Raw genomic sequence first — 24,559 nt, forward strand, 5'->3', positions numbered from 1 at the left:
TAGCTGGTTGTGGAAAAGATTGGATCAATGATTGCGATAGGTTTGATAGCCGGAGCCTTTGAAAACCGGCTCCGGCAGAACAGAAGGGGATTACTCAGGCACGACCCATTTGACCGTCGTGTGACCCGTACCGGAGGGTACCAGTACTTTCAGCAACCACGGCAGCACGTTCTTCATCTGCTGCTCAAGTTTCCACGGCGGATTGATGACAATCATGCCAGAAGCCGTCATCCCGCGTTGATCGCTGTCCGGGCGCACGCCCAGTTCGATTTGCAGGATACGGCGGATGCCAGTGGCTTCCAGATCGCGCAGCATTTTTTTGATCTGCTGACGCATCACCACCGGATACCACAGCGCGTATGTGCCAGTAGCAAAACGCTTGTAGCCTTCCTGAATGCCTTTGACCACGTCCTGATAATCGGTTTTCAGTTCGTATGGTGGATCCATCAGAATAAAGCCACGGCGTGACAGCGGCGGCAACTGAGCTTTCAGCTGCTGATAGCCATCGGCGCGCGAAACGCGGGTGCGGTCATCTTTTTGGAATTCACTGCGCAGCAGCGGGAAATCGCTCGGGTGCAGTTCGGTCAGTTGCAGTTTGTCTTCTTCCCGCAACAGCTGACGCGCAATCAGCGGCGAGCCAGGGTAATAACGCAGATTCTCGTTGCGGTTGAAGTGGCCGACGACGGACATATAAGCCGCCAGTTCTTCAGGAATATCGTCACGCTGCCAGATGCGTGCGATACCTTCCAGATATTCGCCCGTGCGTTCGGCATGCTCGCCGCTCAGCTGGTAACGCCCGGCACCCGCGTGGGTGTCGAGATAAAGGAAAGGCTTATCTTTTTCTTTCAGAGACTCAATGATCAGGCTCTGAACAGTGTGTTTCAGTACGTCGGCATGGTTGCCGGCGTGAAAACTGTGGCGGTAACTCAACATGTGCGGCTTTCTCCTGCGGCTTCGCGGCATTATCCATTAAAGACTATCCCGCCGCCACCCATTGATTTCCCCGTCCCTTGACCGCATGTTAGAAGTTACGTCATCTTTAAGACGACCCGAATTCACGGCGTGGTGCGCCACTGGCGTATCCCCCCCAACGTTATAACGAAGGACTGGCCCTATGACTGAACAGCAAAACGCGTCGAATCCGCTCTTAAAACCGTTCTCCCTGCCGCCTTTCTCTGCGATCCAACCTGAACATATTGTCCCTGCGATGAAGTCTGCGATCGAAGAAAGCCGTCAGACCATCGAACGCGTGGTTGCACAAGGTGCGCCGTATACGTGGGAAAATCTGTGCCAGCCGTTGGCGGAAAGCGACGATCGTCTCGGGCGCATCTGGTCACCGGTCGGTCATCTGAACGCGGTGAAAAACAGCCCGGAGCTGCGCGAAGCCTATGAGCAGTGCCTGCCGATTTTGTCTGAGTTCAGCACCTGGGCGGGTCAGCACGCCGGTTTGTATCAGGCCTATTGCGATTTAAAAGCCAGCGATCATTTTACTGCGCTGTCTGTGGCGCAGAAAAAAGCCATCGATAACGCCCTGCGCGATTTCGAGCTTTCCGGTATTGGCTTGCCGATGGAAAAGCAAAAGCGCTATGGCGAAATTTCTGCGCGTCTGTCTGAGCTGGGTTCGACCTACAGCAACAACGTGCTCGATGCCACTATGGGTTGGAGCAAGCTCATCACTGACGAAAACGATCTGAAAGGTTTACCGGAAAGCGCACTGGCGGCGGCGAAAGCGCTGGCCGAATCCAAAGAACAGGAAGGCTGGTTGCTGACGCTGGATATCCCGAGCTATCTGCCGGTCATCACCTACGGCGAAAACCGTGCGCTGCGTGAAGAAATGTACCGCGCGTTCGGTACCCGCGCGTCCGATCAGGGCCCGAATGCCGGTAAATGGGATAACAGCGACGTGATGGCGGAGATTTTGTCATTGCGTCACGAGCTGGCGCAGTTGCTGGGCTTTGATTCTTACGCGGATATGTCGCTGGCGACGAAAATGGCTGAAAGCCCGAAACAGGTGATCGACTTCCTGAGCGGTCTGGCGACCCGTGCGCGTCCGCAAGGTGAGCAGGAACTGGCTCAGCTGCGTGCGTTCGCCAAAGAACATTACGGCGTCGATGAGATGGAAGCCTGGGATTTGCCGTTCTACGGCGAAAAACAGAAACAGCATCTGTTCTCCATCAACGACGAGCAACTGCGTCCGTATTTCCCTGAACAGCGCGCGCTGGAAGGGCTGTTCGAAGTGGTAAAACGTATTTACGGCATCACCGCTAAAGAACGTAAAGACGTGGAAACCTGGCACAAAGACGTGCGGTTCTTCGACTTGTTTGATGAGACCGGTGATCTGCGCGGCAGTTTCTATCTCGACCTTTACGCCCGCGAGCACAAACGCGGTGGCGCCTGGATGAACGACTGCGTCGGCAGCATGCGCAAAGCCGACGGCGAGCTGCAAAAGCCGGTCGCGTACCTGACCTGCAACTTTAACGGCCCGGTCGGCAATAAACCGGCGCTGTTCACCCACAACGAAGTCACTACGCTGTTCCATGAGTTCGGTCACGGCCTGCATCATATGCTGACCCGCATCGACACGCCGGGAGTCGCCGGTATTGCCGGTGTGCCGTGGGACGCCGTCGAGCTGCCGAGCCAGTTTATGGAAAACTGGTGCTGGGAGCCGGACGCGCTGGCATTCATCTCCGGCCATTTCGAAACCGGCGAACCGCTGCCGAAAGAGATGCTGGATAAAATGCTGGCGGCGAAGAACTATCAGGCAGCGCTGTTTATTCTGCGTCAGCTGGAGTTCGGCCTGTTCGATTTTCGTATGCATGCGGAATATGATCCGGCGAAAGGTGCGCAGATCCTGCAAACCCTTGCGGAAATCAAGAAGCTGGTTGCCGTGGTGCCATCACCGAGCTGGGGACGTTTCCCGCACGCGTTCAGCCATATTTTTGCCGGCGGTTATGCGGCTGGTTACTACAGCTATCTGTGGGCGGAAGTGCTGTCTGCCGATGCCTATTCCCGCTTCGAAGAAGAGGGGATTTTCAACCGCGAAACCGGCCAGTCATTCCTCGACAATATCCTTTCACGCGGGGGTTCCGAAGAGCCAATGGAGCTGTTCAAGCGCTTCCGCGGGCGTGAACCGCAGCTGGATGCTATGCTGCGCCATTACGGTATCAAAGGATAACCTCTGCCTGTGAGTGTGTGTTTACTGTGTGAAGAAGGCGCCGATGAAGGCGCCTTATCTGTTCTGGCGCAGCGCTGGAATCTGACGTCTGACCCCGACGCGGTGATGGCGCTGGTTCTTACGCCTGAGCGTCTGGAATTACGCAAACGCGACGAGCCGAAACTCGGCGCGATTTTTGTCGATTTCGTCGGTGGCACCATGGCGCACCGTCGCAAATTCGGTGGCGGACGCGGTGAAGCCGTGGCGAAAGCGGTGGGTGTTAAAGGGCGCTATCTGCCCGATGTGGTCGATGCCACGGCGGGCTTAGGTCGCGATGCCTTTGTGCTGGCGTCATTGGGATGCAAAGTGCGGATGCTGGAGCGTAATCCGGTCGTTGCGGCGCTGCTCGACGACGGGCTGGCGCGCGGTTACCGCGATGCTGAAATCGGCCCGTGGCTTCGTGAGCGCATGACGCTGCTGCACGCCTCCAGCCTGACGGCGCTCTCTGAGCTTTCGCCTAAGCCGGAAGTGGTGTATCTCGACCCGATGTATCCGCACAAGCAGAAAAGTGCGCTGGTGAAAAAAGAGATGCGCGTGTTTCAAGGACTGGTTGGCCCGGATGAGGACGCCGATGGGTTGCTGGAACCGGCGCGCCGCTTAGCCACTAAGCGGATTGTGGTAAAACGCCCGGATTACGCGCCACCGATGGCCGATATCCCCGCGCAAGCCGCCGTGGTGACCAAAAGCCACCGGTTTGATATTTATACGCCGTTGTAAGAACACAACGAGATGAAAAAGAAACCAGAAAGCACTGCACATACGTTCTGGTTTCTTATTTTCATGCCTGATTACGCAAATCTTCAATAAACTCTGTCACCGGTACCGTTTTTTCGCGATCCCGCTGTGCTTCATCGATCTTGTTTAACTGGTCGATCAAAATCTTCTTCATTTCCGCTTCTGCAAAACGCGTCAGCAAATCTCTTACCATCGGCTGATAGCCAATCTGGTGATGTGCCGCGATTGTTTTCAGGTTACTCAGCAGCGACTTTTGCAGTCTTATTGAAATGGCCTGAAGCTCCATCATGTCATCGATCTCAGCAGCCTGAGCGGCGGAGATTGCGACAGCGTGTTCTTCAGACGCGCCCAGCTCGCGGTTATCCCACATCTCAGCGTTATTTTGGGCATCGTGGTGGGTTGTCATAATGTCATCCTCTAAATGTTTCGATATTGGTGAAATCTGCACGAAATTGCTCAGTTTGCATCACGCCTGTTTACTGCTGTAAATGCGCTTCTCTATGTCATTAGGTTCAAACGCTGATTTAAGTTGTGCCGGGTGTCCCTGATGCGGAGGTATAAAACAGACTTTCAGCATCCGGCCCCAGTTCGTTTGGGCGATAAACCACAATGTAGGCGGGGTCGTCCGATGTTGCTCTCGAATATCCATCAGGTAATTCCCGTCACGATTAACAAAGCATTCGAGAACTTCTTTTTCCGTCACACTGTGTTTGATGAGCAATTTTTCTTTCACTGCAGAAGAAAACTGGATTTTCATGGCACATCCTGTATGAAAATATCGTCCGTATATACCAGGGTATTAAATTTTATTTCTATTTAAACATAGTGTTAATAGTTTAAATCTAATAATAAAATCTATGTATATACAATAATAATGCTTAGTCCAGAGATTGACCAGTTTTCTTTCGCTCACATATCGCCCATAAAAAATGCCCGCCGGTTTTCACCTGCGGGCATTTTTATGTTAACGCTTTCGCGATTTACGCTTCTTCTTCCTCGTCACGCAGCGGGACGATCAACATGTCGATGTGGACGGTATTGATCAGCTGGCGCGCGGAGGACATCAGTTTGCTCCAGAAATCCTGGTGATGACCGCACAGCACTAAATCCACGCCGTATTTGTTGATGGCATCGACCAATACCTGCGCTAAATCACCACTGCCGCTCAGGGTCTCGGAAATCGGATAACCGGCGTTTTGCGACAGTTCATTCAGCGCGTGGTGGGTTTCTTCGGAAATACGTTTTTGCATATCACCCAGATTGACATCGATAAGGCCGGTATACAGGTCTGAATAGTTCACATCAACGTGGATCAGGGACACTTTGGCGTTATACGGACGCGCCATCGAGACGGCTTTCTCAACCAAAACCTTGCTCTCTGGCGACAGGTCTACTGCAATGAGTATGTGTTTGTAAGCCATAAGAAAACTCCTTCCATAAGTCGGTTAACAGCAATATCAGCATCATGCGAAACTCATGCTTTTAGTATAGCCCCAAAATGGTTAAAGAAATCAAGCATACAGATCCCATTTCCTCATTTGACAAAGCATAGATAGAAATAATATGAGCCAGCGTCCCCATTTCCAGATTCGTTTCCTACACTCAATGAATGCAGGGTTCTCCTGCTTTGGCAATTTTCTGTGATGTGAAAAGGGGCGGACCGCGTTGTGTCCGGGGGTGTGAAATCGCGGAAAGGCAGGGCGAAACGTCGGGTGTGTGGCCGATTGCGGGTCACATTGCGCGGGGTGAGTTCGCCTTGAGGGGGAATCATGATCAGTCCCGTTGCGCTATTTTGGGCTTTATGTTTTGTGTGTGTGGTGAATATGCTGCGCTATTACTCTTCTCTGCGCGCATTGCTGGTGGTGCTTCGGGGATGCGATCCCTTGCTGTATCAGTACGTGGATGGCGGCGGGTTCTTTACGTCTCACGGCCAACCGAGCAAGCAGATAAGGCTGGTGCGATATATTTATGCTCAGCGTTACGTTGAACATCACGACCCTGAGTTTATCCGTCGTTGTGAGAGAGTCCGTGGTCAGTTCGTTCTGACGACCGCGCTGGTGGGGCTTATCCTCATCAGTATGCTGGCGATGCTCATCTGGTATTAACCCTGAATAATCGTTGTGAGGATGTGTGAAAAAGGAAACAAAAAAGGCGGCCTGTGATTGCTCACAAGGTCGCCTTTTTCTTACCTGAGCCGCAGCTCAGACGTTTATCAGATAAGCTTTAACGCAATCCAGTACAGCAGGCCGGAAAGCACAATCGAGACCGGCAGGGTTAAAATCCATGCCATCGCGATGTTCTTCACGGTTTTAGACTGCACGCCGCCGCCGTCCACAATCATGGTGCCTGCAACCGCAGAGGACAACACGTGCGTGGTGGAGACTGGCATACCGGTGTAACTTGCCACGCCGATAGACACCGCCGCCGTAAGCTGCGCAGACAGGCCCTGTGCGTAGGTCATGCCTTTCTTACCGATCTTCTCACCGATGGTGGTTGCAACGCGCTTCCAGCCAATCATGGTACCCAGCGCCAGCGCCAGTGCTACCGCGATGATGATCCAGATCGGCGCATATTCGACGGTCTGAAGAATGTCGGTTTTCAGTTCGCCGAGGAAGCGTTTATCCGCAGGCGAGGTTTCCGGCAGTTTCGCTACTTTATCGGCCGTATCAGACACACACATCAGCAGGCGACGCATATGGCTGCGTTCATCCGGTGCCAGGGCGCTGTAAGACGGCAGATTGGTCAGCAGCGTTTGCGCGCGGCCGATAGCGTCGAGTGCATGGCTGCTGTCGCAGTGGAACACTTTCGCAGCGTCGGTCGGTGCGATATTCACGTCTGGCGCAGGCACCAGAGGTGTTTGCGCGACCACGTGCGGTACCGCATCCACGTGCTGCTGATAGTACTGACCGAGGTGCGTCACGGCGTCGCGGGTACGGGTTATGTCGTAACCGGTGGCGCTCATGTTGAGCACAAAACCTGCCGGAGCCACACCAATCAGGACCAGCATGATCAGGCCGATACCTTTCTGACCATCGTTAGCGCCGTGAGAGAAGCTCACGCCAATAGCCGACAGGATCAGGCCGATACGGGTCCAGAACGGCGGCTTCTTCTTACCGTCTTTCTTTTCACGTTCAGCAGGCGTCAGGTGGATACGGGCATGTTTCTTATTGCCACTCCAGTAGCGACGCAGCAGGAAAATCATGGTTCCTGCCACAATCATCCCCACCAGAGGCGAGATAATCAGAGAGGCAAAAATACCGATCATTTTAGGGATGTTTAACGCATCGACCACGGAAGTGTGAGTCATCAATGCATTGGTCAACCCTACGCCAATGATGGCGCCGATCAGGGTGTGGGAGCTGGACGCCGGCAGACCAAAATACCAGGTGCCGAGGTTCCAGATGATCGCTGCCAGTAACATAGAGAACACCATAGCAAGGCCATGCGTGGAACCTACGTTGAGCAGAAGATCGGTTGGAAGCAAATGAACGATGGCATAAGCCACACTCAAACCACCGAGTATGACGCCAAGGAAGTTAAATACCCCTGCCATCACGACCGCTAATTGCGAACGCATTGCCCGGGTATAGATGACGGTTGCTACTGCATTGGCCGTATCATGAAAACCGTTGATGGCTTCATAGAACAGAACAAACAGTAACGCGAGAATCAATAACGAACCGGTATGAAAATCCAACCCGGCAAATAGATGCAGCATAATTGTTACGCCAGTTAGTGGTCATGAACGCCGCGCATTATCTGCGAGAACAGGGTGTCTATAAAAGGAAAATATGACATTTTTTTGACTAAAAACAGGACAAAAAAAGCCGAGACGGAGATTAATTTATGAATAATCAGTTAGTTATTTGCCCTTTCTTCATTGAAACATTTGCTTACTTAGCGCCATAAAACCCCGCTGATACTGGTGTAACCCCTGTCAGTCACTTACAATCCGCGGCGCATAGCGGGCAAAACCTGCTCAAATGCAGAGCGTATCCTATTTAAAACGTAGCTGAATTTTCCGAAAAGAGAGGCCAAAAGTGGAACAGGTTGATGTGGTAGTCATTGGTGCGGGTGCGGCAGGCATGTTCTGTGCAGCGCAGGCCGGACAGGGTGGCTGCCGTGTTCTGCTGCTGGATAATGGCAAGAAAACCGGACGTAAAATTTTGATGTCCGGGGGCGGACGCTGCAATTTTACTAATCTATATGCCGAACCGGCCGCCTATCTTTCGGAAAACCCACATTTCTGTAAATCCGCGCTGGCGCGTTATACCCAGTGGGATTTCATCGATATGGTCAACCGCTACGACATCGCCTGGCACGAGAAAACCCTCGGCCAGTTATTCTGCGACGACTCTGCCCAGCAAATTGTCGCGATGCTTGATAAAGAGTGCGAGCAGGGGAATGTCGAAGTACGCCTGCGCAGCGAGATTTCCGACGTTCAGAAAACCGAAGACGGCTTTATTATCAACGTGAACGGCTCAACTGTGAGTACTCACTCACTTGTAGTGGCTAGCGGCGGACTTTCGATGCCGGGGCTTGGCGCAACGCCGTTCGGTTATCGTCTGGCCGAACAGTTTGGCCTGAAAGTTTTACCGACGCGTGCCGGCCTGGTGCCGTTTACTCTGCATAAACCGCTACTCGACCACTTGCAGACATTGTCCGGCGTCTCGGTGCCTTCGGTTCTGACCGCGCAGGATGGCACCGTTTTCCGCGAAAGTATTCTTTTTACCCATCGCGGCATGTCCGGCCCGGCGGTGTTACAGCTTTCCAGCTACTGGCAGCCCGGTGAGTTTGTGAGTGTTAACTTACTTCCGGATACTGACCTGGCGGCGTTTCTTAATGCTCAGCGACAGGAACATCCGAATCAAAGCCTGAAAAATACGCTGGCGATGCAATTGCCTAAGCGGCTGGTCGAATGCCTGCAAACCCTCGGTCAGTTACCGGACGTCACGCTGAAACAGCTGAACGCGCCGCAACAGGCCGAACTGGTCGGGCAACTTCAAAACTGGCAGGTACAACCGAACGGCACCGAGGGCTACCGCACGGCGGAAGTGACTCTCGGTGGTGTCGATACCAAAGAGCTTTCCTCTAAAACGATGGCCGCGGCCAAAGTCCCCGGTCTGTATTTCATCGGCGAAGTGGTAGACGTCACCGGCTGGCTGGGGGGATATAACTTCCAGTGGGCATGGAGTTCGGCGTGGGCGTGTGCGCAGGATTTGGTGTCTGTTTTGGAACAATAAACTGGAGTGCCCCCAGATTTGTCTACGGGCTCGGGGGCACTCCAATCACGTCCGACCCGCTGACGTGGACGTTGGATCCATTAACGTTGAGGTCGTGACCGGCCATCATCGAAACATTGTCGCCGCCGAGCTGGGTGCCTTTCTCGTGAGTCGCGTAATCTTCGCGCACGGTGTGTTTGGTGGTTTTTAAGAAAATACCGCCCGAGGTTTTGGTCTGCTCGAAGAAGGAATAATCGCTTTCCGTGACGCTGTTAAGGGTGATGTCGCGCCCGGCGTTGGAGTGGGGCGCTTGATAGTCACATTTTGAATTTGTTAAAGAACAATTACTTTTGTCTGATTCAGGTAGCCAAATGGGAAATCAATGACCACTGAAACGACCCCTTCCTCTTTCTAATCTGTTAAAAGGAGAGCCAGGATCTACCGGAACAGATTATTGGCATAACAGAGGTAAGCCATGTCCCAGCTAGAAAGGTAAGCACGGACAACCAGATCCGTATCCGCAGATCACCCTCAAGGCCGCTGGCTCGGGCAGCTCGGCTTTACCACCGGGCAGAAGCTGGAGGTGATCATGCAGCCGGGACAGCTGATCATCCGGCTGGCGACTGAAGCGTAATTAGCTGACGTATAACGTAAAATCCCGCCACAAGGGCGGGATTTTAATGACTAATAGAAGTCTGGGTCTATTCGACCTTCCGCTTTCAAGATCTCAAGGAAGCGTTTGTAGGCAGTTTCGTCATATTCAAGAAGATCATCCAGAAGTCTCTCCTCAATTAAAGGTTTATAAAAAACACCTTGGTTAAAATAAACAAAATTACCTGATATATCAGAGTCAATTATATCTATACCATCGCCTAATTTATAAGCGGATAGTCCACCATTCCCTTTATGCAAGCCGTAGAAGTAAGTGTTTCCTCCAACCCAATAGACTGCATAAATATCAATAACATGACCACCACGGTGCATTATTATCTTCATTGTTTTTCCTTATATGCAGCCCCTGAGCGCTGTGGGGTGATAACCTTCATATCGTAAGCCTTATTAGTCAATGAGTTATATTGATAATGGATTTCAATATTTCTACCATCTGGAAGTGTATGATTAACTGACATTTTCTGAAATCCTGCCGATGTAGGAAATTTAGGATCACTATTCAATCCCGTCAGTGGATATCCAGCCGATGGATTAGCCTTAACCCTATTCCACAAAACCTTCTCATTCAAATCCCTTGGGAATGGATTCTGTATCCCTTTGGCTGTCGTGATTGTTTCAGCATTTCTGATTAACTGTTGCTGCTCTTTCGTCAATGAAGACAGGCCAGAACCGCCGGATGCAGGTTTCTCTACTGTCAGAGCATAAATAACACCCGCCAGTATTCCCTTATTAAGATTGTCCTCATGCAGTTGCGTGTTGTTTGCGACGGGCTCCAGTTCTGATATGGAGTAAGCAGCCAGTTCCTGACACTTCGCTGTACATTCTGGTGATGCTACAAGGGCTTTCAGATCAGCCAGTGCATCTTTCTGCTCAGCTATTGATATTCCTGTAGATAACGCTTGTTTCTGCTTATCAGCATCCAGCTTTTTCAGGTCAGCTACAAGCTGTTCTTTCTGGGCATCGGTCTTCGCGGCGGCATATTTCTTAGTGAAGGTTTTGATGTCCTTATCACTCAGATAGTTATTCTCAATCTCATTCTTCCCGCCCTTAGCCCCATCAATCCCCGAGCTTACATCTCCTCCGACAACGCCACCGGCGATCCCTGAGGCTAACGTTGCCAGCGCAACCACGCCTTGCTTCTCTTCTTCGCTCAGGTCTTTGATGTCTTTGCCCGGATAGAGTGCTTCGGCGATGTATTTCCCGCCTGCGGCTGAAAGCCAGGCGCCCGTTGCGCCCTCGGCGGTGTGGGTTTTGATGTATTCAGCTATGTAAGGCGCGGCGACTCCCGCGACGGCGGAGCCCCAGTCGCCGCCCGTCAGGCCTTGTAAGGCGGCCGTGATCGCCTGTACGGCTTTCTGTTTATCGCTGCCGGTGCCCCAGGTGAAGCTGCCGCGCGCTGCGGCGCTCTGCTGTTTCGAATCGTAATGTTCGGTGTCCAGCAGGCTTTCGACCGTCAGGTTGCGGTCGGTATCAGGTTGACTGCATAACTTATAGAATTAAAAATATCCGAAGAATACAGAATTTTTCAGTAACTAAGTTTATATTCATAGAACTTCTGCAATTCGTCGGGTTCTCTTTCCAGAATGCCAATATAATGCTGGTATGATCGAACTAATTGAAGATAGCAAAATATTGCAGTTATTCCAAAATCTTCATATAAGTTAGAATATTCATCTGTTTTTTCTGTGAGGACACAGCCCCAATTATTCGGTAATGCATTGTCCAATACTTCAAAAAGATTTGAAGGCACCTATAAAGGATTACTACCGTCGGGACAAAGGAGCATGTCAGTTCGGGTCGGATAAAACATAACACCTTAGACCTTATACTCGACTCCTATTTTCAAAGGATTATATGGTGTTTCATTATTTTCGCCAATAACTCTTGCGTTATCGGGGAGATCTTTTCCTGATGCTGAATTACATAAAACCAAGATTTATCCCGACCTATTTGAATTTAAAGTCATCTACCTGACCGGTTGTCGTATTACGAACATAATGTACTTCAATGCCATTAATATTTTGCGGCATTTTCAACCGACCATCTTCTTTCGGTCATCGCTTATCGGAAATTGGTATAGGTAGTTGATGACCAGCCTCAGGGTTTAATAAGGCTTGTTCTATTGCCAATTTCTCTTGTAATGAGTCAGCTTCGGTCCTGCCTGTCGATCCAAGCGATCAGCTAGGTGCGTATCTTTTTAATCGCTTTGCCGCATATATTGTACATGACTTATCTCCAAAGTAATGTTTACTACATGTATGTCGGTCTAATAATCTAAATTTTAAGTTTTCTAGCTACTTCTCCAATATACCAATGCTCAGAAAAATATATCTCTCCATCTTCATTTTCACTGCTTCTCAGGATTCCTAATTCCGAAAAGCCATTTGGTAAATTTAAATTCCATTCTTTTATTATGCTTCTATTTTTCAATAAGGTATTTTTGCCTAAGTAATTACTTCCTGGTTGTGTTTGAATATTAAAGTACTCTTCAGATGTAAATAAGCATAATTCACTAAAAAACATCTCTGGCAAAATAATGCAGCATGTGACTCTTATGTTCGTTTCATTTTTTGGTTTAGCCTGAAAGATATTATAAGCGGCATCTATCATAAATTGTGCGCAAACAGATTGAATTTCACGGTTGGTTTGTCTTCCCTGAACCAATCCTATATGTACAGGTATCTTAATATTCCAATAACCATAGGAGTAGCTGTCACTAGAGATAGTGGGGTATTTAGATGTATATGACTCTGACCATTTTCGCAATGATCGTAATCTCCGGGGGATTCCCCGCAATTTTTTACTGCTGAATGCTAACCTACGTATCGACATTTATAACTTCCTTCCTTTAGCTACTTCAGTTTTAGCCTGATTTATAGTCCCATCAAGATTCAAGACTGCCTTAAAATTGCCTCTTTTGTCAAAAAGCTCAAGATGGTCTTTATGCTGGCCATCGAGATAGAACTGATCTCCTTTTTTAATATTATCCCCTATATCACCCGTTGCTTTATATATACTTTGGCCTTGATATTGCTGGCTACTTTTCTGGGTGTTTCCTTTAATATCACTACCAAATCCTGCTTGATTAAGGAGTTCTCCCATATTACCAACAGCACCTTTGTTGGGTTCATAACCATTAGCGAGATAAGCCAAATCATCCGGATTCTGTTCTGCAATTGGCGTGGTGGTGGTATTTCCACCCGTATACGGGTTGCCATCAGTGTTACCTGTATTGCTTGTTGACCCACCATTAGAGTTATCTGTATTACCGGTGTTCCATGAACCGCCTTGGCCTGAGAGTTGATCGCCGCCAGTATTACCACCGGTTAAATCCGGGGCAGAGTCGGGGAAAAATGTTCCAAAGCCCGGGCTACCTTTCAACTCTTCGTAGGCTGCCTTTTCAGACGCAGACAGATTTGCTATCAGCTGCGTATCACCCGACATTGCCGCCAACATTACGTTGGTTTTCTGTCCATCGGATAACTGCTCCATCGAAGATGAGACCGCGCCAATGCCGATTAATGCTCCTAACCCTGCGTTGACCACCTGATTGCGGCAGAATGCGATTTCCGCACAGGCGGCAACACCTGAGCGAGCAATCACCGCAAGGTTATTATTCTCAACCTCATTCTTCCCGCCCTTAGCCCCGTCTACCCCCGAGCTCACATCTCCCCCCACAACGCCACCGGCGATCCCCGAAGCTAACGTTGCCAGCGCAACCACGCCTTGCTTCTCTTCTTCGCTCAGGTCTTTGATGTCTTTGCCGGGATAGAGCGCTTCGGCGATGTATTTCGCACCTGCGGCTGAAAGCCCGGCACCGGCCGCGCCCGCAGCGGCATTGCCGCCTTGCATGTCGGCGACGACGGCACCGGCGATGGCGTGGCTGATGATGCGTTCAGCGCCTTCGGCGGTGTGGGTTTTGATGTATTCAGCCATGTAAGGCGCGGTGGCGCCCGCCACGGCGGAGCTCCAGTCGCCGCCCGTCAGGCCTTGTAAGGCGGCCGTGATCGCCTGTACGGCTTTCTGTTTATCGCTGCCGGTGCCGTAGTCGTTTAACGCCGTGTCGTAGGCGCGTCTGGCGATGTCTTCACCGGTTGGCGTTTTGCCTTCGGCTTCCAGCGCGGCTTTCGCCGCGGCGAGATTGTCGGGATTTTTCGCCGCTTCCTGCGCCGCGATTTTCCCCTCAGTCCGCACGATGTCCGCCACCTGCGAACCGATTTGGGCGATCGCGCGGTTCTCGTCGATCCGTTGCTGCTCTTTGGCAGCGTCGAAAATCGGATCTAACGTACTGTGGGCGTTGTCGGTGTCGCGGCTTAAGTCTGCGACATCCTGGTTCTGTTTCTCTTTATCGCGGATGACGATCGTGCCGTCCGCGACAGCGGAACCGGTGGTGCTGGTGGCGCTGCCGTCGTTGTTCAGCCCGGCGAGCATGCCGTTGGCCATATTGCCCATGAACTGCGACGCGGTGTTGCCGCTGGAGCTCATGCTGGCGCTGCTGCTCTCGACGCTGTATTCGGCCTTGTTGTGGATGTCGTTCCAGCCCAGCGTGCCGGTATCAAGACGGTTTTTGTCCGACGTCGCATCGGAGGCGATGACGCCGCCGCTAAGCTGGGTGTGGTTGCCAACGGTGATGTCGAAGCCGCCGCTGCCTGCGAATAGGCCTCTTTGGTTGATGACGCTGGCATAGAAAGATTCCGGCTCGGTGGCCGGGATCTTATTAACAAACTGATATCAAAGGACTGACTGAGGATAAGACATCTACAACTTCATCTGAGGTAACAATTAAATAGTGAGTTATGAACTCACTATCATGAATACCAGCACTTTGATTGGTAAACCATTCTAGATAAATAGATTTTTCTACAATATAGACACCAGTTTTCATTTCCCCATTCTGCTCTTCTTGCATTTTGAGCAAATCGCCTTCATCAGTTAGTCTAAATGAATGAATCCAGTCAAACATAACTTTAAACTTATCTGTTCCCTCTGAAGTTAACACTAACTCAAGAGTTCCAGATGCATATCTAATGTGTTCTATTTGACTGCTGTGAAATGAACAGTTGCAATCAATTTTTATCAATTTTTCAGTCATATACACTCACTCATCATATCTAAATTTAATCCTATTTTTACCTGACTGGATTTCTAATGTTGGTCTTCCATCTGAACTACGTTCACGAACAATGACGGTTCTGCCGTCAGGTAATTTCCCAACTCTACCACTAGGAATTTCTTTTATGTCATTTGGTGATAAAGCATCAAATTCTTTATTGGCAGCATTGCTTCCGCCGGTACGCTCAAATAATTTCGAACGTCCCGTAGTTTCTTGCCCTTTTGATGATGTTGACGTTAGATCTTCTACAGTTATGTTCTGGCGATCGCTATCCCTTGCACTTTCCTCATCTTCTGGTCCCCAGCCATCTGGTGTTCCTAAACCTGTACCCCCTAACTCAGCCTTATCTGCATCTGTAAGATTTTTACCGATATTTGGAGTGGAATCAGCATCAGAATTGAGCATACCTGCTATCAGATGTAATGCAAAAGCGGCTTCCACAGGGCAGCTTCCGCCTGATAAACACTGTTTGACGGCGTCCTGACCAAATTCAGTGACTGCTTTATCCAGTGCCAGCGCGGCTTCCTGATTCGCGCTTCGTACTGATTCTGTACCTCCAGCCGCTGCAATATTGTTAGCTATCATCATGTTTTGCAGCTGCACGATTGTGAACATATTATTGCTGATTTCGTTTTGACCCGATTTCGCCCCATCTATCCCCGAGCTTACATCACCTCCCACTACGCCACCGGCGATCCCTGAGGCTAACGTTGCCAGCGCAACCACGCCTTGCTTCTCTTCTTCGCTCAGGTCTTTGATGTCTTTGCCGGGATAGAGCGCTTCGGCGATGTATTTCGCACCTGCGGCTGAAAGCCCGGCACCGGCCGCGCCCGCAGCGGCATTGCCGCCTTGCATGTCGGCGACGACGGCACCGGCGATGGCGTGGCTGATGATGCGTTCAGCGCCTTCGGCGGTGTGGGTTTTGATGTATTCAGCCATGTAAGGCGCGGTGGCGCCCGCCACGGCGGAGCTCCAGTCGCCGCCCGTCAGGCCTTGTAAGGCGGCCGTGATCGCCTGTACGGCTTTCTGTTTATCGCTGCCGGTGCCGTAGTCGTTTAACGCCGTGTCGTAGGCGCGTCTGGCGATGTCTTCACCGGTTGGCGTTTTGCCTTCGGCTTCCAGCGCGGCTTTGGCGGCGGCGAGATTGTCGGGATTTTTTGCCGCCTCCTGCGCCGCGATTTTCCCCTCAGTCCGCACGATGTCCGCCACCTGCGAACCGATTTGGGCGATGGCGCGGTTCTCGTCGATCCGTTGCTGCTCTTTTGCAGCGTCGAAAATCGGGTCTAACGTACTGTGGGCGTTGTCGGTGTCGCGGCTTAAGTCTGCGACATCCTGGTTCTGGTTCTGGTTCTGTTTCTCTTTATCGCGGATGACGATCGTGCCGCCCGCGACAGCGGAACCGGTGGTGCTGGCGGCGCTGCCGTCGTTGTTCAGCCCGGCGAGCATGCTGTTGGCCATATTGCCCATGAACTGCGACGTGGTGTTGCCGCTGGAGCTCATGCTGGCGCTGCTGCTCTCGACGCTGTATTCGGCCTTGTTGTTGATGTCGTTCCAGCCCAGCGTGCCGGTATCGAGACGGTTTTTGTCGGATGTGGCATCGGAGGCGATGACGCCGCCGTTAAGCTGGGTGTGGTTGCCAACGGTGATGTCGAAGCCGCCGTTGCCTGCGAATATGCCGCTCTGATCGGTGACGCTGGCATAGTCCGAGTTCATGTTGTCTTCGGTCAGACTGATATAACCGCTGCCGCCGCCGCCGCCCCAGGTGAAACTGCCGCCCGCTGCGCCGCTTTGCTGGGTGGAATCGTAGTGGTCGGTGTCCTGCAGGCTTTCGACCGTCAGGTTGCGGCCAATCTCCGCGGTGATCTGCTCGCCGCTGACCTGTGCGCCCCTGATGTTCAGATCATTACCGGCATTGATGTTCAGGTTGTTGCCTGCGCCGATTTCGGAATTGGTCCAGGTGGTGCCGTCGCCGTGGTTTTTGCCTGCGGCAGCGTTGACGTCGGCGAAAATGCTCAGCCCGGCTTTTTCACCGCTGACCCCGAAACTGATGCCGATGTCGCCGCCGGCGCTGCTGTTTTTGCCGGTTGTTTTTTGGGTGCTATCGGCCGCCAGCAGGTTGATGTCGTCGGCAGCGGACAAGCTCAGATCACCGTCAGCTTTGATTTTGCTGCCGATTACGTTGAGGTCGCCCTCGCGAGCTTCGATCGTGGCGTTGCCGCCGGCCATCACCGACGAACCGGTGGCGGCACGTTGATCGGTTATCTGCTCGGACCGGCTTTCCTGATGGCTGAGGGAGGCCGAGATGCCGATAAAGCTATTTTCCCCGCTGTTGTTGCCGTCGAGCTGGGTACCCTGATACGCCTGATAGCCGTTCAGTCCGGCTTTGATGCCATCAAGAGCTGCCATCCGGCCGCTGCTGTCATCACGGGCACTTTGTGCGGCGGTGTAGCCGCTGTTAGCGGCTGCACCGGCGGTACCCGACAGGGCGATGCTCAGGCCGGTGGTTTTTTGCTCGAAGGTCTCTTTGCGGTGCAGGGCATCCTGACCGGGGTCAATCTGCACGCTTTTGCCGCTGATCAGCATGTCCTGAGTGGAGATCACGTCCGAGCCGCTGACGTGGACGTTGTTGCCCGCCATCAGGCTGACGTCGCCGCCGAGGCTGCCAATCGAGCTTGCGCTCTGGCTCTGCGTGGTGCCGTCCTCGTTGACGCGGTGGCGGGTTTCGGTGGTGCCGAGGGTGAAGCCCAGTCCGCCGCCGCTGAACAGGCCGCTTTTTTTCTTCTCATCCAGACGGTAGGCGGATTGTTCTTCGGTGGACGCCAGAACGTTAATGTCGTTGCCCGCCAGCAGGCTGACATTGCTGTCGCCGATGACGCTGGATCCATTAACGTTGAGGTCGTGACCGGCCATCATCGAAACATTGTCGCCGCCGAGCTGGGTACCTTTCTCGTGAGTCGCGTAATCTTCGCGCACGGTGTGTGTGGTGGTTTTTGAGAAAATACCGCCCGAGGTTTTGGTCTGCTCGAAGAAGGAATAATCGCTTTCGGTGACGCTATTAAGGGTGATGTCGCGCCCGGCGGTAACGGCCAGATTGCCCGTGGCATCGACTTGTGCGCCATTGAAAGTCACGTCCTGACCGGCCTGAATGCGCGTGTCCCCACCGCTGGTCAGTCCGGTGCCTTGCTGACGGATTTGCTCGTCGATCTGCTGCTTTTTCTTGCCGTGGGACTCGCTGTAGCTGCTTATCTCTGCGGCGTTGAGATTAACGTCGCGGCCAGCGGCAAGCGTGGCATCTCCGTCGGCGCTCAGGCTGGCGGCCTGCGAATTGAGGTCTCGACCGGCCACCAGCGTTAAATCACCGCCTGCGTTAAGCGTGGTGTTATCCACCAGGTTTAGACGCTGTTCGCTGTTGCTGGTTTTGCTGCGGGCGCTCTGTTCCTGCGTTTGCAGGTTAATGTCGTTGCCGGCCTTGAGTATGGCATCGCCATCTGCGGCAATCTGACTGGCGCTGATGTTCAGGTCATGACCGGCCTGCATGGCGAGGCTGCCACCGGCGGAAATGTTGCTGGCCTGCGTGTCGGTACTCTCCATCAGGGTGTTCTCGCCACGTGAACTGCGCTGATCAAGCTCACGGGTCTGGTTGGCGCTGATAGTGATATCGCCCAGCGCCTGCATGGCAAGACTGCTGCCTGCGCTGAGGTGTGCACCGGTGATATCGATATTTTTACCGGCGTACATCGACAGGGAATCGCCCGCGGTGATCGAGGCCATATCGCCGGTCTGGGTGTTTGAGAGGGCGAGGGTATCGACGCCGGATTGACCCGCAGCGTTCCACTGACTGGTCAGTGTCTTGTTGATCAGGTCGCCATCGAAGCTGACCAGCGAAACGCTCTGACCGCTGATGGTTGAGCCGATGTTACTGATGTCGCCAAGCGCGAACAGGCTGAGATCGCCACCCGCTTTCATCAGCCCTGCATCGAGGTTATCAATGGTGTTCTGGCCGGAGACGTAAAGACCGGAGCTGGCCTGCATCGTCGAACCGCTGTTGGTGACCGCGCCGCCCGCCAGCTGAATGTTGTTCCCGGCGATCACGCTGCCGGTAGCCGGTGCAACATCTTTCGGGGAAAGATACAGTTTCGGGATCAGCACATTCTGGCCGTTCACTACGCTGTTTTCCCACCACAAAATACTTTTATCCAGTGAGGCCACTTGTGCCTCGGTCAGCGCCACGCCAAAGGATAAACCGAGTGACTGTTGCGCGAGGGCAGCGTTGTCCATCAGATATTGCATCTGCGACAGATCGGAGCCAAATCCGTTGATGTAGCGGCTGCCGGTGGTATTAATCAGCGCGTTGCTGACGTAGCGGGTATCGAATGCCGCATCCCCTAGGAAACGGTAGTCGTAATCAGGGTGCAGATTCAGGCGGTCGAGGAAATAGGCTGAGCCGATAAACGAGGATTCTTCCGTGAACTGGCGGCCGGTTTCACGCGGCGCGGCCGGCGCTTTCATTCCCTGCATCGCATAGATTTCGTTGAACAGGCTGTTATCGAGCTGTCCAACTCCGTCCAGTTTCGGGTTGGTGATAATGAGATACGGACTCTGCGGGTCGGTGCTCACCACAAAATAGCCGCTGTTGCTGGTAGGCAGTGGGTAATCGTTACTGCTGAGCGTCGTGCCGCCGTTCAGTTTTTGCAGGGCGTCGGCAACATTGTCACGCCATTGCGGGGCGGTTATTTCTTCTTGTGAGGCGCTGGCCAGATCCTGCGAAGACGCACCGGCGAATTCAGTCGGTGCGCTAAGAGAATTCAGTGCAGGAGCCGTAAGCTCGTGGCTGATGCTGCCGGCATGAGCGGACGTTAAGGTGTTGCTGATATCGCTGGCAAAGGTAGCGGTCAGGTTGCCACCGGCCTGGATCACCGCGCGGTAAGCGGCGGCGTCGCTGCTGGTTTCATAAACCGGTGCGCCGGTCAGGTCAAAACGAACCGTGGCTGATGATGCCTGCTGACTGGCATATTCCGAGGCCGTGACAGATACCCGGCACCCGGCCGTTTTTGCACAGTTGTAATGATAAATTTGGTAGGCCGAGACGGTGCCGGTTTCAACAGAACTGTTATTCAGCCGGTCGCCGGACAGCGTCATGTTGGCGCCGGAAAGCAGGCTGCTGGCGTTATTGTCCAGCATATTGGCCTGCACGGTGAGATCACGCCCTGCTGCAATCCTGGCCGCATTGCCTCCCGCCGTTGCCGTCCATGTTTCATCGCTGATGAGGACTTTTTGATCCTCAAGTTGCGGGCTGATCAGTACAAAATAGCGGGTCGTACAGTGGTCGTTGACGCCGCCACCGCAAATCGTTTCTTTATCGTAGGTCAGTAAAGCGGGATCGATGTCTTTGAGTGAAACGTCAATGTAGGCCTGACCCGCCGGGACATATTGATGAGTTTCATTGGAGAAACTCAGTCCGTTGCGTTCATTGAGCAGATGGCCGGTATAAATCGAGATATCGCCGTTCGTTGTTTCAATGGTTCCGGAGCTGTTGATTGTTTCAGTGCTGGCATTCCCTGCGGCATCTTTCATCATCCACAGGTTTTTTCCGGCCAGAATATCGCCCTGAATATTACTGATCCGGTCAGCCAAAAGTGTCATGTCGAGCGCGGAATAGAGCAGGGCGCTGTTGGTCAGTGTGCCGGTTGCGCTCAGAAGCAGGTTTCCTGCGGTGCCGATAAACCCACTGTTAGCGATATCTCCGCGGCTTTCAAGGCTGACATCACCGTCAGATTGCAGGCTGCCGCTGGCATTCTGCCGGATGTTTTCTGCACGGATGCTGAAGATGCCATCACCGCCCGTCAGGGTACCCTGATTGCTGAAGTTGCCTCCGCTGGTCAGTAAGAGGTTTTGCCCCTGCATCGTGCCGTTTTGAATGAAATCAGCTGATGTGCCGACGTTTAATGCCTTTCCCGCCGCGAGTGTGCCGCTTTGGGTTAATGCTTCCAGCAACTCCAGCGTGACATTCCCCAGCGCCACAATCTGGCCGTTTTGCGCTAGCGTTCGGCTGTTCAGCGTGATATCGCCTGCACTGAAAATTTTCGCATTGCTGGCGTTTGCGAGCGTCTGTGTCGTCAGGTTGAGCATTTGCGCGGCAAACAACGTACCGGTGTTATTCACGCTGGCCTGATCAAGCGTCAGCGCACCTGCCTGAACCGTTCCGCTGTTTTCCAGCGCGTTCCCGCCGAGCGTGGCCTGATTTTGGGCAATCACCGTGCCGCGGTTGGTCAGCGTATTCGCGATATTCAGGCTGAGACTGTCGCTTTGCAGCCAGCCGGTGTTGAGGATGCCAGGCGCATCAAGGCTTAACTGGCCGCCGGACAGCAAACGTCCCTGATTACTGATGCCCTGTGAGAGATCAAACGTGGCGCGCGTCGTGCCCTGCGCGATGCCGTCGTTGTTAAATGTCGCGGCGTGCAGATTCAGTGTGCCGTCGCTGAGGATCACACCTCCGGCATGGTTTTGTGCATCGCCGGTCAGAGTGAAATCCATTGATTCCCGCGCCTGCAGGGTGCCGCTGTTATCAAGACGGACAGTATTCAGTGTCAGCGTGCGGGTTTGCAGTTGTCCCGCATTATCAAGGTGGCTGGCTGTGACCTGTGTGCTGCCGTTACTTTGCAGTTTGCCGGAGGATTGCTGAGTCAGTGCGTTTTGCAGCGTGAGAGTCAGTCCGTCCACGCCGGAGATTTCGCCTTCGTTGTTCAGTGAGTTGCCGGAGATGCTCAGGTTTTTGGCGATCCACTGCCCCTGATTGGAAAGCGCAAGGGCTTTGATTGCCGCTGTTCCGCTGGCAGTAATTTTGCCGCTTTTACCGCTGTTGAAATTTTCCGTGAGGGTGAGCGTCAGCGCATCGGCGCTTTGTATCGAGCCGTTGTTGGTGAGCTGCTGACCGTTGAGCAAAATGTTTTGCCCCTGCCAGAGTCCGTCATTGACGACGGATTGTGCGGAAACCGACAGGTCGCCCTGAGAGAGCAATGCGCCTTGCTGACTGTTATTGAGATCCTGCAACAACGTCATCGCCAGCGTATTAAGCCCAATCAGCGCGCCACGGTTATCCACCTGAGTCTGTCGGATATCGAGCTGGCTGGCCTGCAAGGTGCCGCTGTTGGTCAGCCGGTTACCGTTCAGCGCGAGGCTGCCTTCACTGAGCAGGGAACCGCTGTTTTCCAGCGTTTCTGCGCTGATTTGCATCGCGCCATGGCTCATCACTTTGCCGGTATTATCAAGCTGATGGCTGACCGTAGCCTCAAGGGATTGCTGCCCCAGTACGCTGCCACTGTTGGTAAAATCTGTGGCGAAGAGACGGGCATTTTCACCCTGGATGATGCCGGCATTGCCCAGTTGCATCGCGCTGAGCGTCAGATCTGCGCCGCTCAGCAGACGACCCGATGCCGCATTGCCGAGCGTGTCGGCCTGGATATCCAGCAGGGAAGAGCCCTGAATTGTGCCGGTGTTACTGAGTGAATCTGTGCTCAGGGAGAAGCTGTCTGCCATCAGCAAACCGGCGTTATTCAGTTGTGGCAGAGTAAGATCGAGCGCGCCACCGGTGACAATCTGGCCGCTGCTCAGGTTATTCAGCGAGGCGACATCCAGTTGCATGGCGCTGTTGCCCTGAAGGATCCCGCTGTTGATGAGTGAGTCCGTGCTCACACGCAACGTCTCAGCCGACACGTTGCCGCCGTTATTCCGGTTGTCCGCGCGCAGGCTGACATGTTGTGCCGCCGTTTGTCCCTTATGATTAAGCGTAGCGGCCTGAACCGCCAGATTGCCCCCGGCGACCTGCGTTCCCTGCAAGTCAGCCGAGTCCTTCAGCGTTAAGGTCATGTCCTGTTGCGACTGCAACTGCGCCTGCGTGCCGGTCGCCAGCCGGTCTGCGCTGAGTGTCAGCGCGCCGAGTGCGGCCAGCTGGCCGTCAATTTGTGCATCAGACAGATAAAGCGACAACCCGCCGTCGCTGGTCAGCGAACCGTTCTGTGAACCGGTAAAACGGTCACCCTGAAGGGAGACCCGATGGTTTCCTTTGGCGGTACCAGCCAGAGAGAACTGACTGAACGTCAGCCCCAGATCATGCCCGGCAAGCAACTGCCCGTCAGCGTTCAGGCTCAGGGACGAACCGGTAAAGGTCAGATCCTTTCCTGCGCTGACCATCCCGCTGAGCGCAGCCGTTTGTGCGTTCAGCGCCAGCGACCCGCCTGACAGCAACTGTCCGGTATTATTCAGCGTATTCAGGTCCAGAGAAAAATCCCCCTGAGACTGAATTTTCCCTTTATTTTCCAACGAGGTGGCGTGAATAACAGTGTTGCGGTTGGCCGTAATATTTCCCTGATGACTCAGCGAGTTACCGGTGAGGTGAACATCCTGCCCTGCGGTCAGACTACCCTGCAAGGCAAGGTCGCCGCTGTTGGTCAGTTCCACATCACGTTGTGCATCGATATGCGTGCTGTTATCCGCCGTTAACCGGGCGCTTTGCATTTTCACCGTTTGACCAGAGGTTATCTGGCTGCCCTTTGCCTGCAACTGACCACTGCTGGTCAGGGTGAGATTCTCGTTGCTGGTGATGGTGGCGTTTTGCAGCTGCATTTCGCCCTGGCTGTTCATCGAGACGGACTGCGCCTGGTGCTTGCCGCTGAGCTGAATGTCCTGCGCATTGGCAGCGAGCGAACCTGCCGTCGCGCTGTTGCTGAGTGTCAGCCTGCCATTGGCGTCAAGCTGCATATCGCCCTGACGCGCATTAATATTGCTGAGATTAACGCCGACGCCTTTATCGCTGGAAACCAGTTTAATGCGGTTGGCATACATGCCGCCCAGCGCGCCGGTGTCGATGGCAACGCGAGGGGTGTCGCCTTTGCCCGCAACCGGCGTGACCTTGCCGCTGGCATCAACGCGGTTGGCTCCTGCGATCACGGTCAGATCCTGCGCATTAAGTTGCGCATTGATTTCTGTTGCGCGGGAAATCAGAGAGAAATAGCCACTCTGGCTGGCGTCCAGCCCTTTGCCTTCAATGGTGATCGCGCCTTGGGTGACTTCCAGGGATTGCAGTTTGCCGTCAGCGCCCAGTACCGGTTTACCGGTGGTCAGGGTGGCATTCGGCGTATTGATAAATCCGCAGCCGTTACAGGTGATGCCGTAAGGGTTGGCAACCATTACGCTGGCGCCTTTCCCGGCCACTTCCATATACCCGTTCAGTTGTGAACGGTTTGCAGAAGTGACTTCGTTAATGATGGCTTTGGCTTCCTGCCCGGCCTTCAGATTAGGGTTGTTCTGGATCAGGCCGCCGAGCTGGCTTTGGGTCAGCCGGTCGGTGCCGTTATTGAGGATTAACCCTTCGGTACCGACGTTGAAATTCTGATACTGGTTATGGGATACGCCCGCCTGATTCGGTGTCGCGATGTTGACAACCGGCACGCCGTTTCCTGCCTGATCAACCTGCGTTGCGCCGTTTGCTACCTGCACACCTGCCGCAACGGCAGGCATCACCGGCTGAATGGCGAGAAAGGTCATCAGGGTGTAACTCATCAGACGACGCCAGACAGCAACCGGCGGTAACGTATTCTTTTCCAT

At 53.3% G+C, this 24,559-nt stretch carries 16 protein-coding genes and 1 pseudogene; 6 read left to right on the forward strand and 11 right to left on the reverse strand.

Annotated elements, in window-relative coordinates; all coding sequences use genetic code 11:
- Positions 1–90 precede the first annotated feature (90 nt).
- Positions 91–933, reverse strand: coding sequence for a 23S rRNA (adenine(2030)-N(6))-methyltransferase RlmJ (locus ACMHLI_RS14485; RefSeq protein WP_112167494.1), 843 nt, complete (start codon positions 931–933; stop codon positions 91–93).
- Positions 934–1,114: 181 nt separating this feature from the next.
- Here ACMHLI_RS14485 and prlC point away from each other — a divergent pair, with 181 nt between their 5' ends.
- Both prlC and rsmJ read left to right on the forward strand, forming a co-directional pair.
- On the forward strand, positions 1,115–3,175 hold the full coding sequence (prlC, locus tag ACMHLI_RS14490) for an oligopeptidase A (protein WP_413530075.1): 2,061 nt from the start codon (positions 1,115–1,117) through the stop codon (positions 3,173–3,175).
- 9 nt (positions 3,176–3,184) lie between these two features.
- Positions 3,185–3,931, forward strand: a complete 747-nt coding sequence (gene rsmJ, locus ACMHLI_RS14495) for a 16S rRNA (guanine(1516)-N(2))-methyltransferase RsmJ (protein ID WP_056775557.1) — start codon at positions 3,185–3,187, stop codon at positions 3,929–3,931.
- Positions 3,932–3,992: 61 nt separating this feature from the next.
- Here the strand turns inward: rsmJ and ACMHLI_RS14500 are convergent, their stop codons facing one another.
- The 3 genes from ACMHLI_RS14500 to uspA form a co-directional block, all read right to left on the reverse strand.
- Positions 3,993–4,355 carry a hypothetical protein gene (locus ACMHLI_RS14500; RefSeq protein WP_413530076.1) on the reverse strand — a complete coding sequence of 121 codons (363 nt, stop codon included), beginning with the start codon at positions 4,353–4,355 and terminating at the stop codon, positions 3,993–3,995.
- A gap of 60 nt (positions 4,356–4,415) precedes the next feature.
- Positions 4,416–4,706, reverse strand: coding sequence for a hypothetical protein (locus ACMHLI_RS14505; protein ID WP_413530077.1), 291 nt, complete (start codon positions 4,704–4,706; stop codon positions 4,416–4,418).
- Positions 4,707–4,929: 223 nt separating this feature from the next.
- Complete coding sequence (uspA, locus tag ACMHLI_RS14510; RefSeq protein ID WP_014333460.1) at positions 4,930–5,370, reverse strand: universal stress protein UspA; 441 nt, start codon at positions 5,368–5,370, stop codon at positions 4,930–4,932.
- 348 nt (positions 5,371–5,718) lie between these two features.
- On the opposite strand from uspA, the gene uspB reads away from it, so the two are divergent.
- On the forward strand, positions 5,719–6,054 hold the full coding sequence (uspB, locus tag ACMHLI_RS14515) for a universal stress protein UspB (RefSeq protein WP_112167500.1): 336 nt from the start codon (positions 5,719–5,721) through the stop codon (positions 6,052–6,054).
- Between the two features lie 107 nt (positions 6,055–6,161).
- Here the strand turns inward: uspB and pitA are convergent, their stop codons facing one another.
- The gene (pitA, locus tag ACMHLI_RS14520; RefSeq protein WP_413530078.1) at positions 6,162–7,667 is read right to left on the reverse strand and encodes an inorganic phosphate transporter PitA; all 1,506 of its coding nucleotides are present in this window, start codon (positions 7,665–7,667) and stop codon (positions 6,162–6,164) included.
- Between the two features lie 322 nt (positions 7,668–7,989).
- On the opposite strand from pitA, the gene ACMHLI_RS14525 reads away from it, so the two are divergent.
- Both ACMHLI_RS14525 and ACMHLI_RS14530 read left to right on the forward strand, forming a co-directional pair.
- Entirely contained in the window at positions 7,990–9,192 is a 1,203-nt protein-coding gene (locus ACMHLI_RS14525; RefSeq protein WP_413530079.1) for an NAD(P)/FAD-dependent oxidoreductase, read from the forward strand.
- 550 nt (positions 9,193–9,742) lie between these two features.
- Positions 9,743–9,805, forward strand: a pseudogene (locus ACMHLI_RS14530) (hypothetical protein); the annotation flags it as partial.
- A gap of 50 nt (positions 9,806–9,855) precedes the next feature.
- On the opposite strand, the gene ACMHLI_RS14535 reads toward ACMHLI_RS14530, so the two are convergent.
- The 4 genes from ACMHLI_RS14535 to ACMHLI_RS14550 form a co-directional block, all read right to left on the reverse strand.
- On the reverse strand, positions 9,856–10,167 hold the full coding sequence (locus ACMHLI_RS14535; protein WP_413530080.1) for a hypothetical protein: 312 nt from the start codon (positions 10,165–10,167) through the stop codon (positions 9,856–9,858).
- Positions 10,164–11,300, reverse strand: a complete 1,137-nt coding sequence (locus ACMHLI_RS14540) for a VENN motif pre-toxin domain-containing protein (protein ID WP_413530146.1) — start codon at positions 11,298–11,300, stop codon at positions 10,164–10,166. Before ACMHLI_RS14540 ends, ACMHLI_RS14535 begins: the two co-directional genes overlap by 4 nt.
- 817 nt (positions 11,301–12,117) lie before the next feature.
- Complete coding sequence (locus tag ACMHLI_RS14545; RefSeq protein ID WP_413530081.1) at positions 12,118–12,675, reverse strand: DUF3916 domain-containing protein; 558 nt, start codon at positions 12,673–12,675, stop codon at positions 12,118–12,120.
- On the reverse strand, positions 12,676–14,328 hold the full coding sequence (locus tag ACMHLI_RS14550; RefSeq protein WP_413530082.1) for a VENN motif pre-toxin domain-containing protein: 1,653 nt from the start codon (positions 14,326–14,328) through the stop codon (positions 12,676–12,678).
- A 39-nt stretch (positions 14,329–14,367) separates the two neighbouring features.
- On the opposite strand from ACMHLI_RS14550, the gene ACMHLI_RS14555 reads away from it, so the two are divergent.
- Entirely contained in the window at positions 14,368–14,502 is a 135-nt protein-coding gene (locus ACMHLI_RS14555) for a hypothetical protein (RefSeq protein WP_413530083.1), read from the forward strand.
- A 58-nt stretch (positions 14,503–14,560) separates the two neighbouring features.
- Here ACMHLI_RS14555 and ACMHLI_RS14560 read toward each other — a convergent pair whose 3' ends face one another.
- Positions 14,561–14,935 (reverse strand): hypothetical protein, encoded by a 375-nt coding sequence (locus ACMHLI_RS14560; protein ID WP_413530084.1) that lies wholly within the window; start codon positions 14,933–14,935, stop codon positions 14,561–14,563.
- Positions 14,936–14,941: 6 nt separating this feature from the next.
- Positions 14,942–24,559 carry a hemagglutinin repeat-containing protein gene (locus ACMHLI_RS14565; RefSeq protein WP_413530085.1) on the reverse strand — a complete coding sequence of 3,206 codons (9,618 nt, stop codon included), beginning with the start codon at positions 24,557–24,559 and terminating at the stop codon, positions 14,942–14,944.

Source organism: Rahnella inusitata (genome assembly GCF_965118895.1).
GTDB lineage: Bacteria > Pseudomonadota > Gammaproteobacteria > Enterobacterales > Enterobacteriaceae > Rahnella > Rahnella inusitata_A.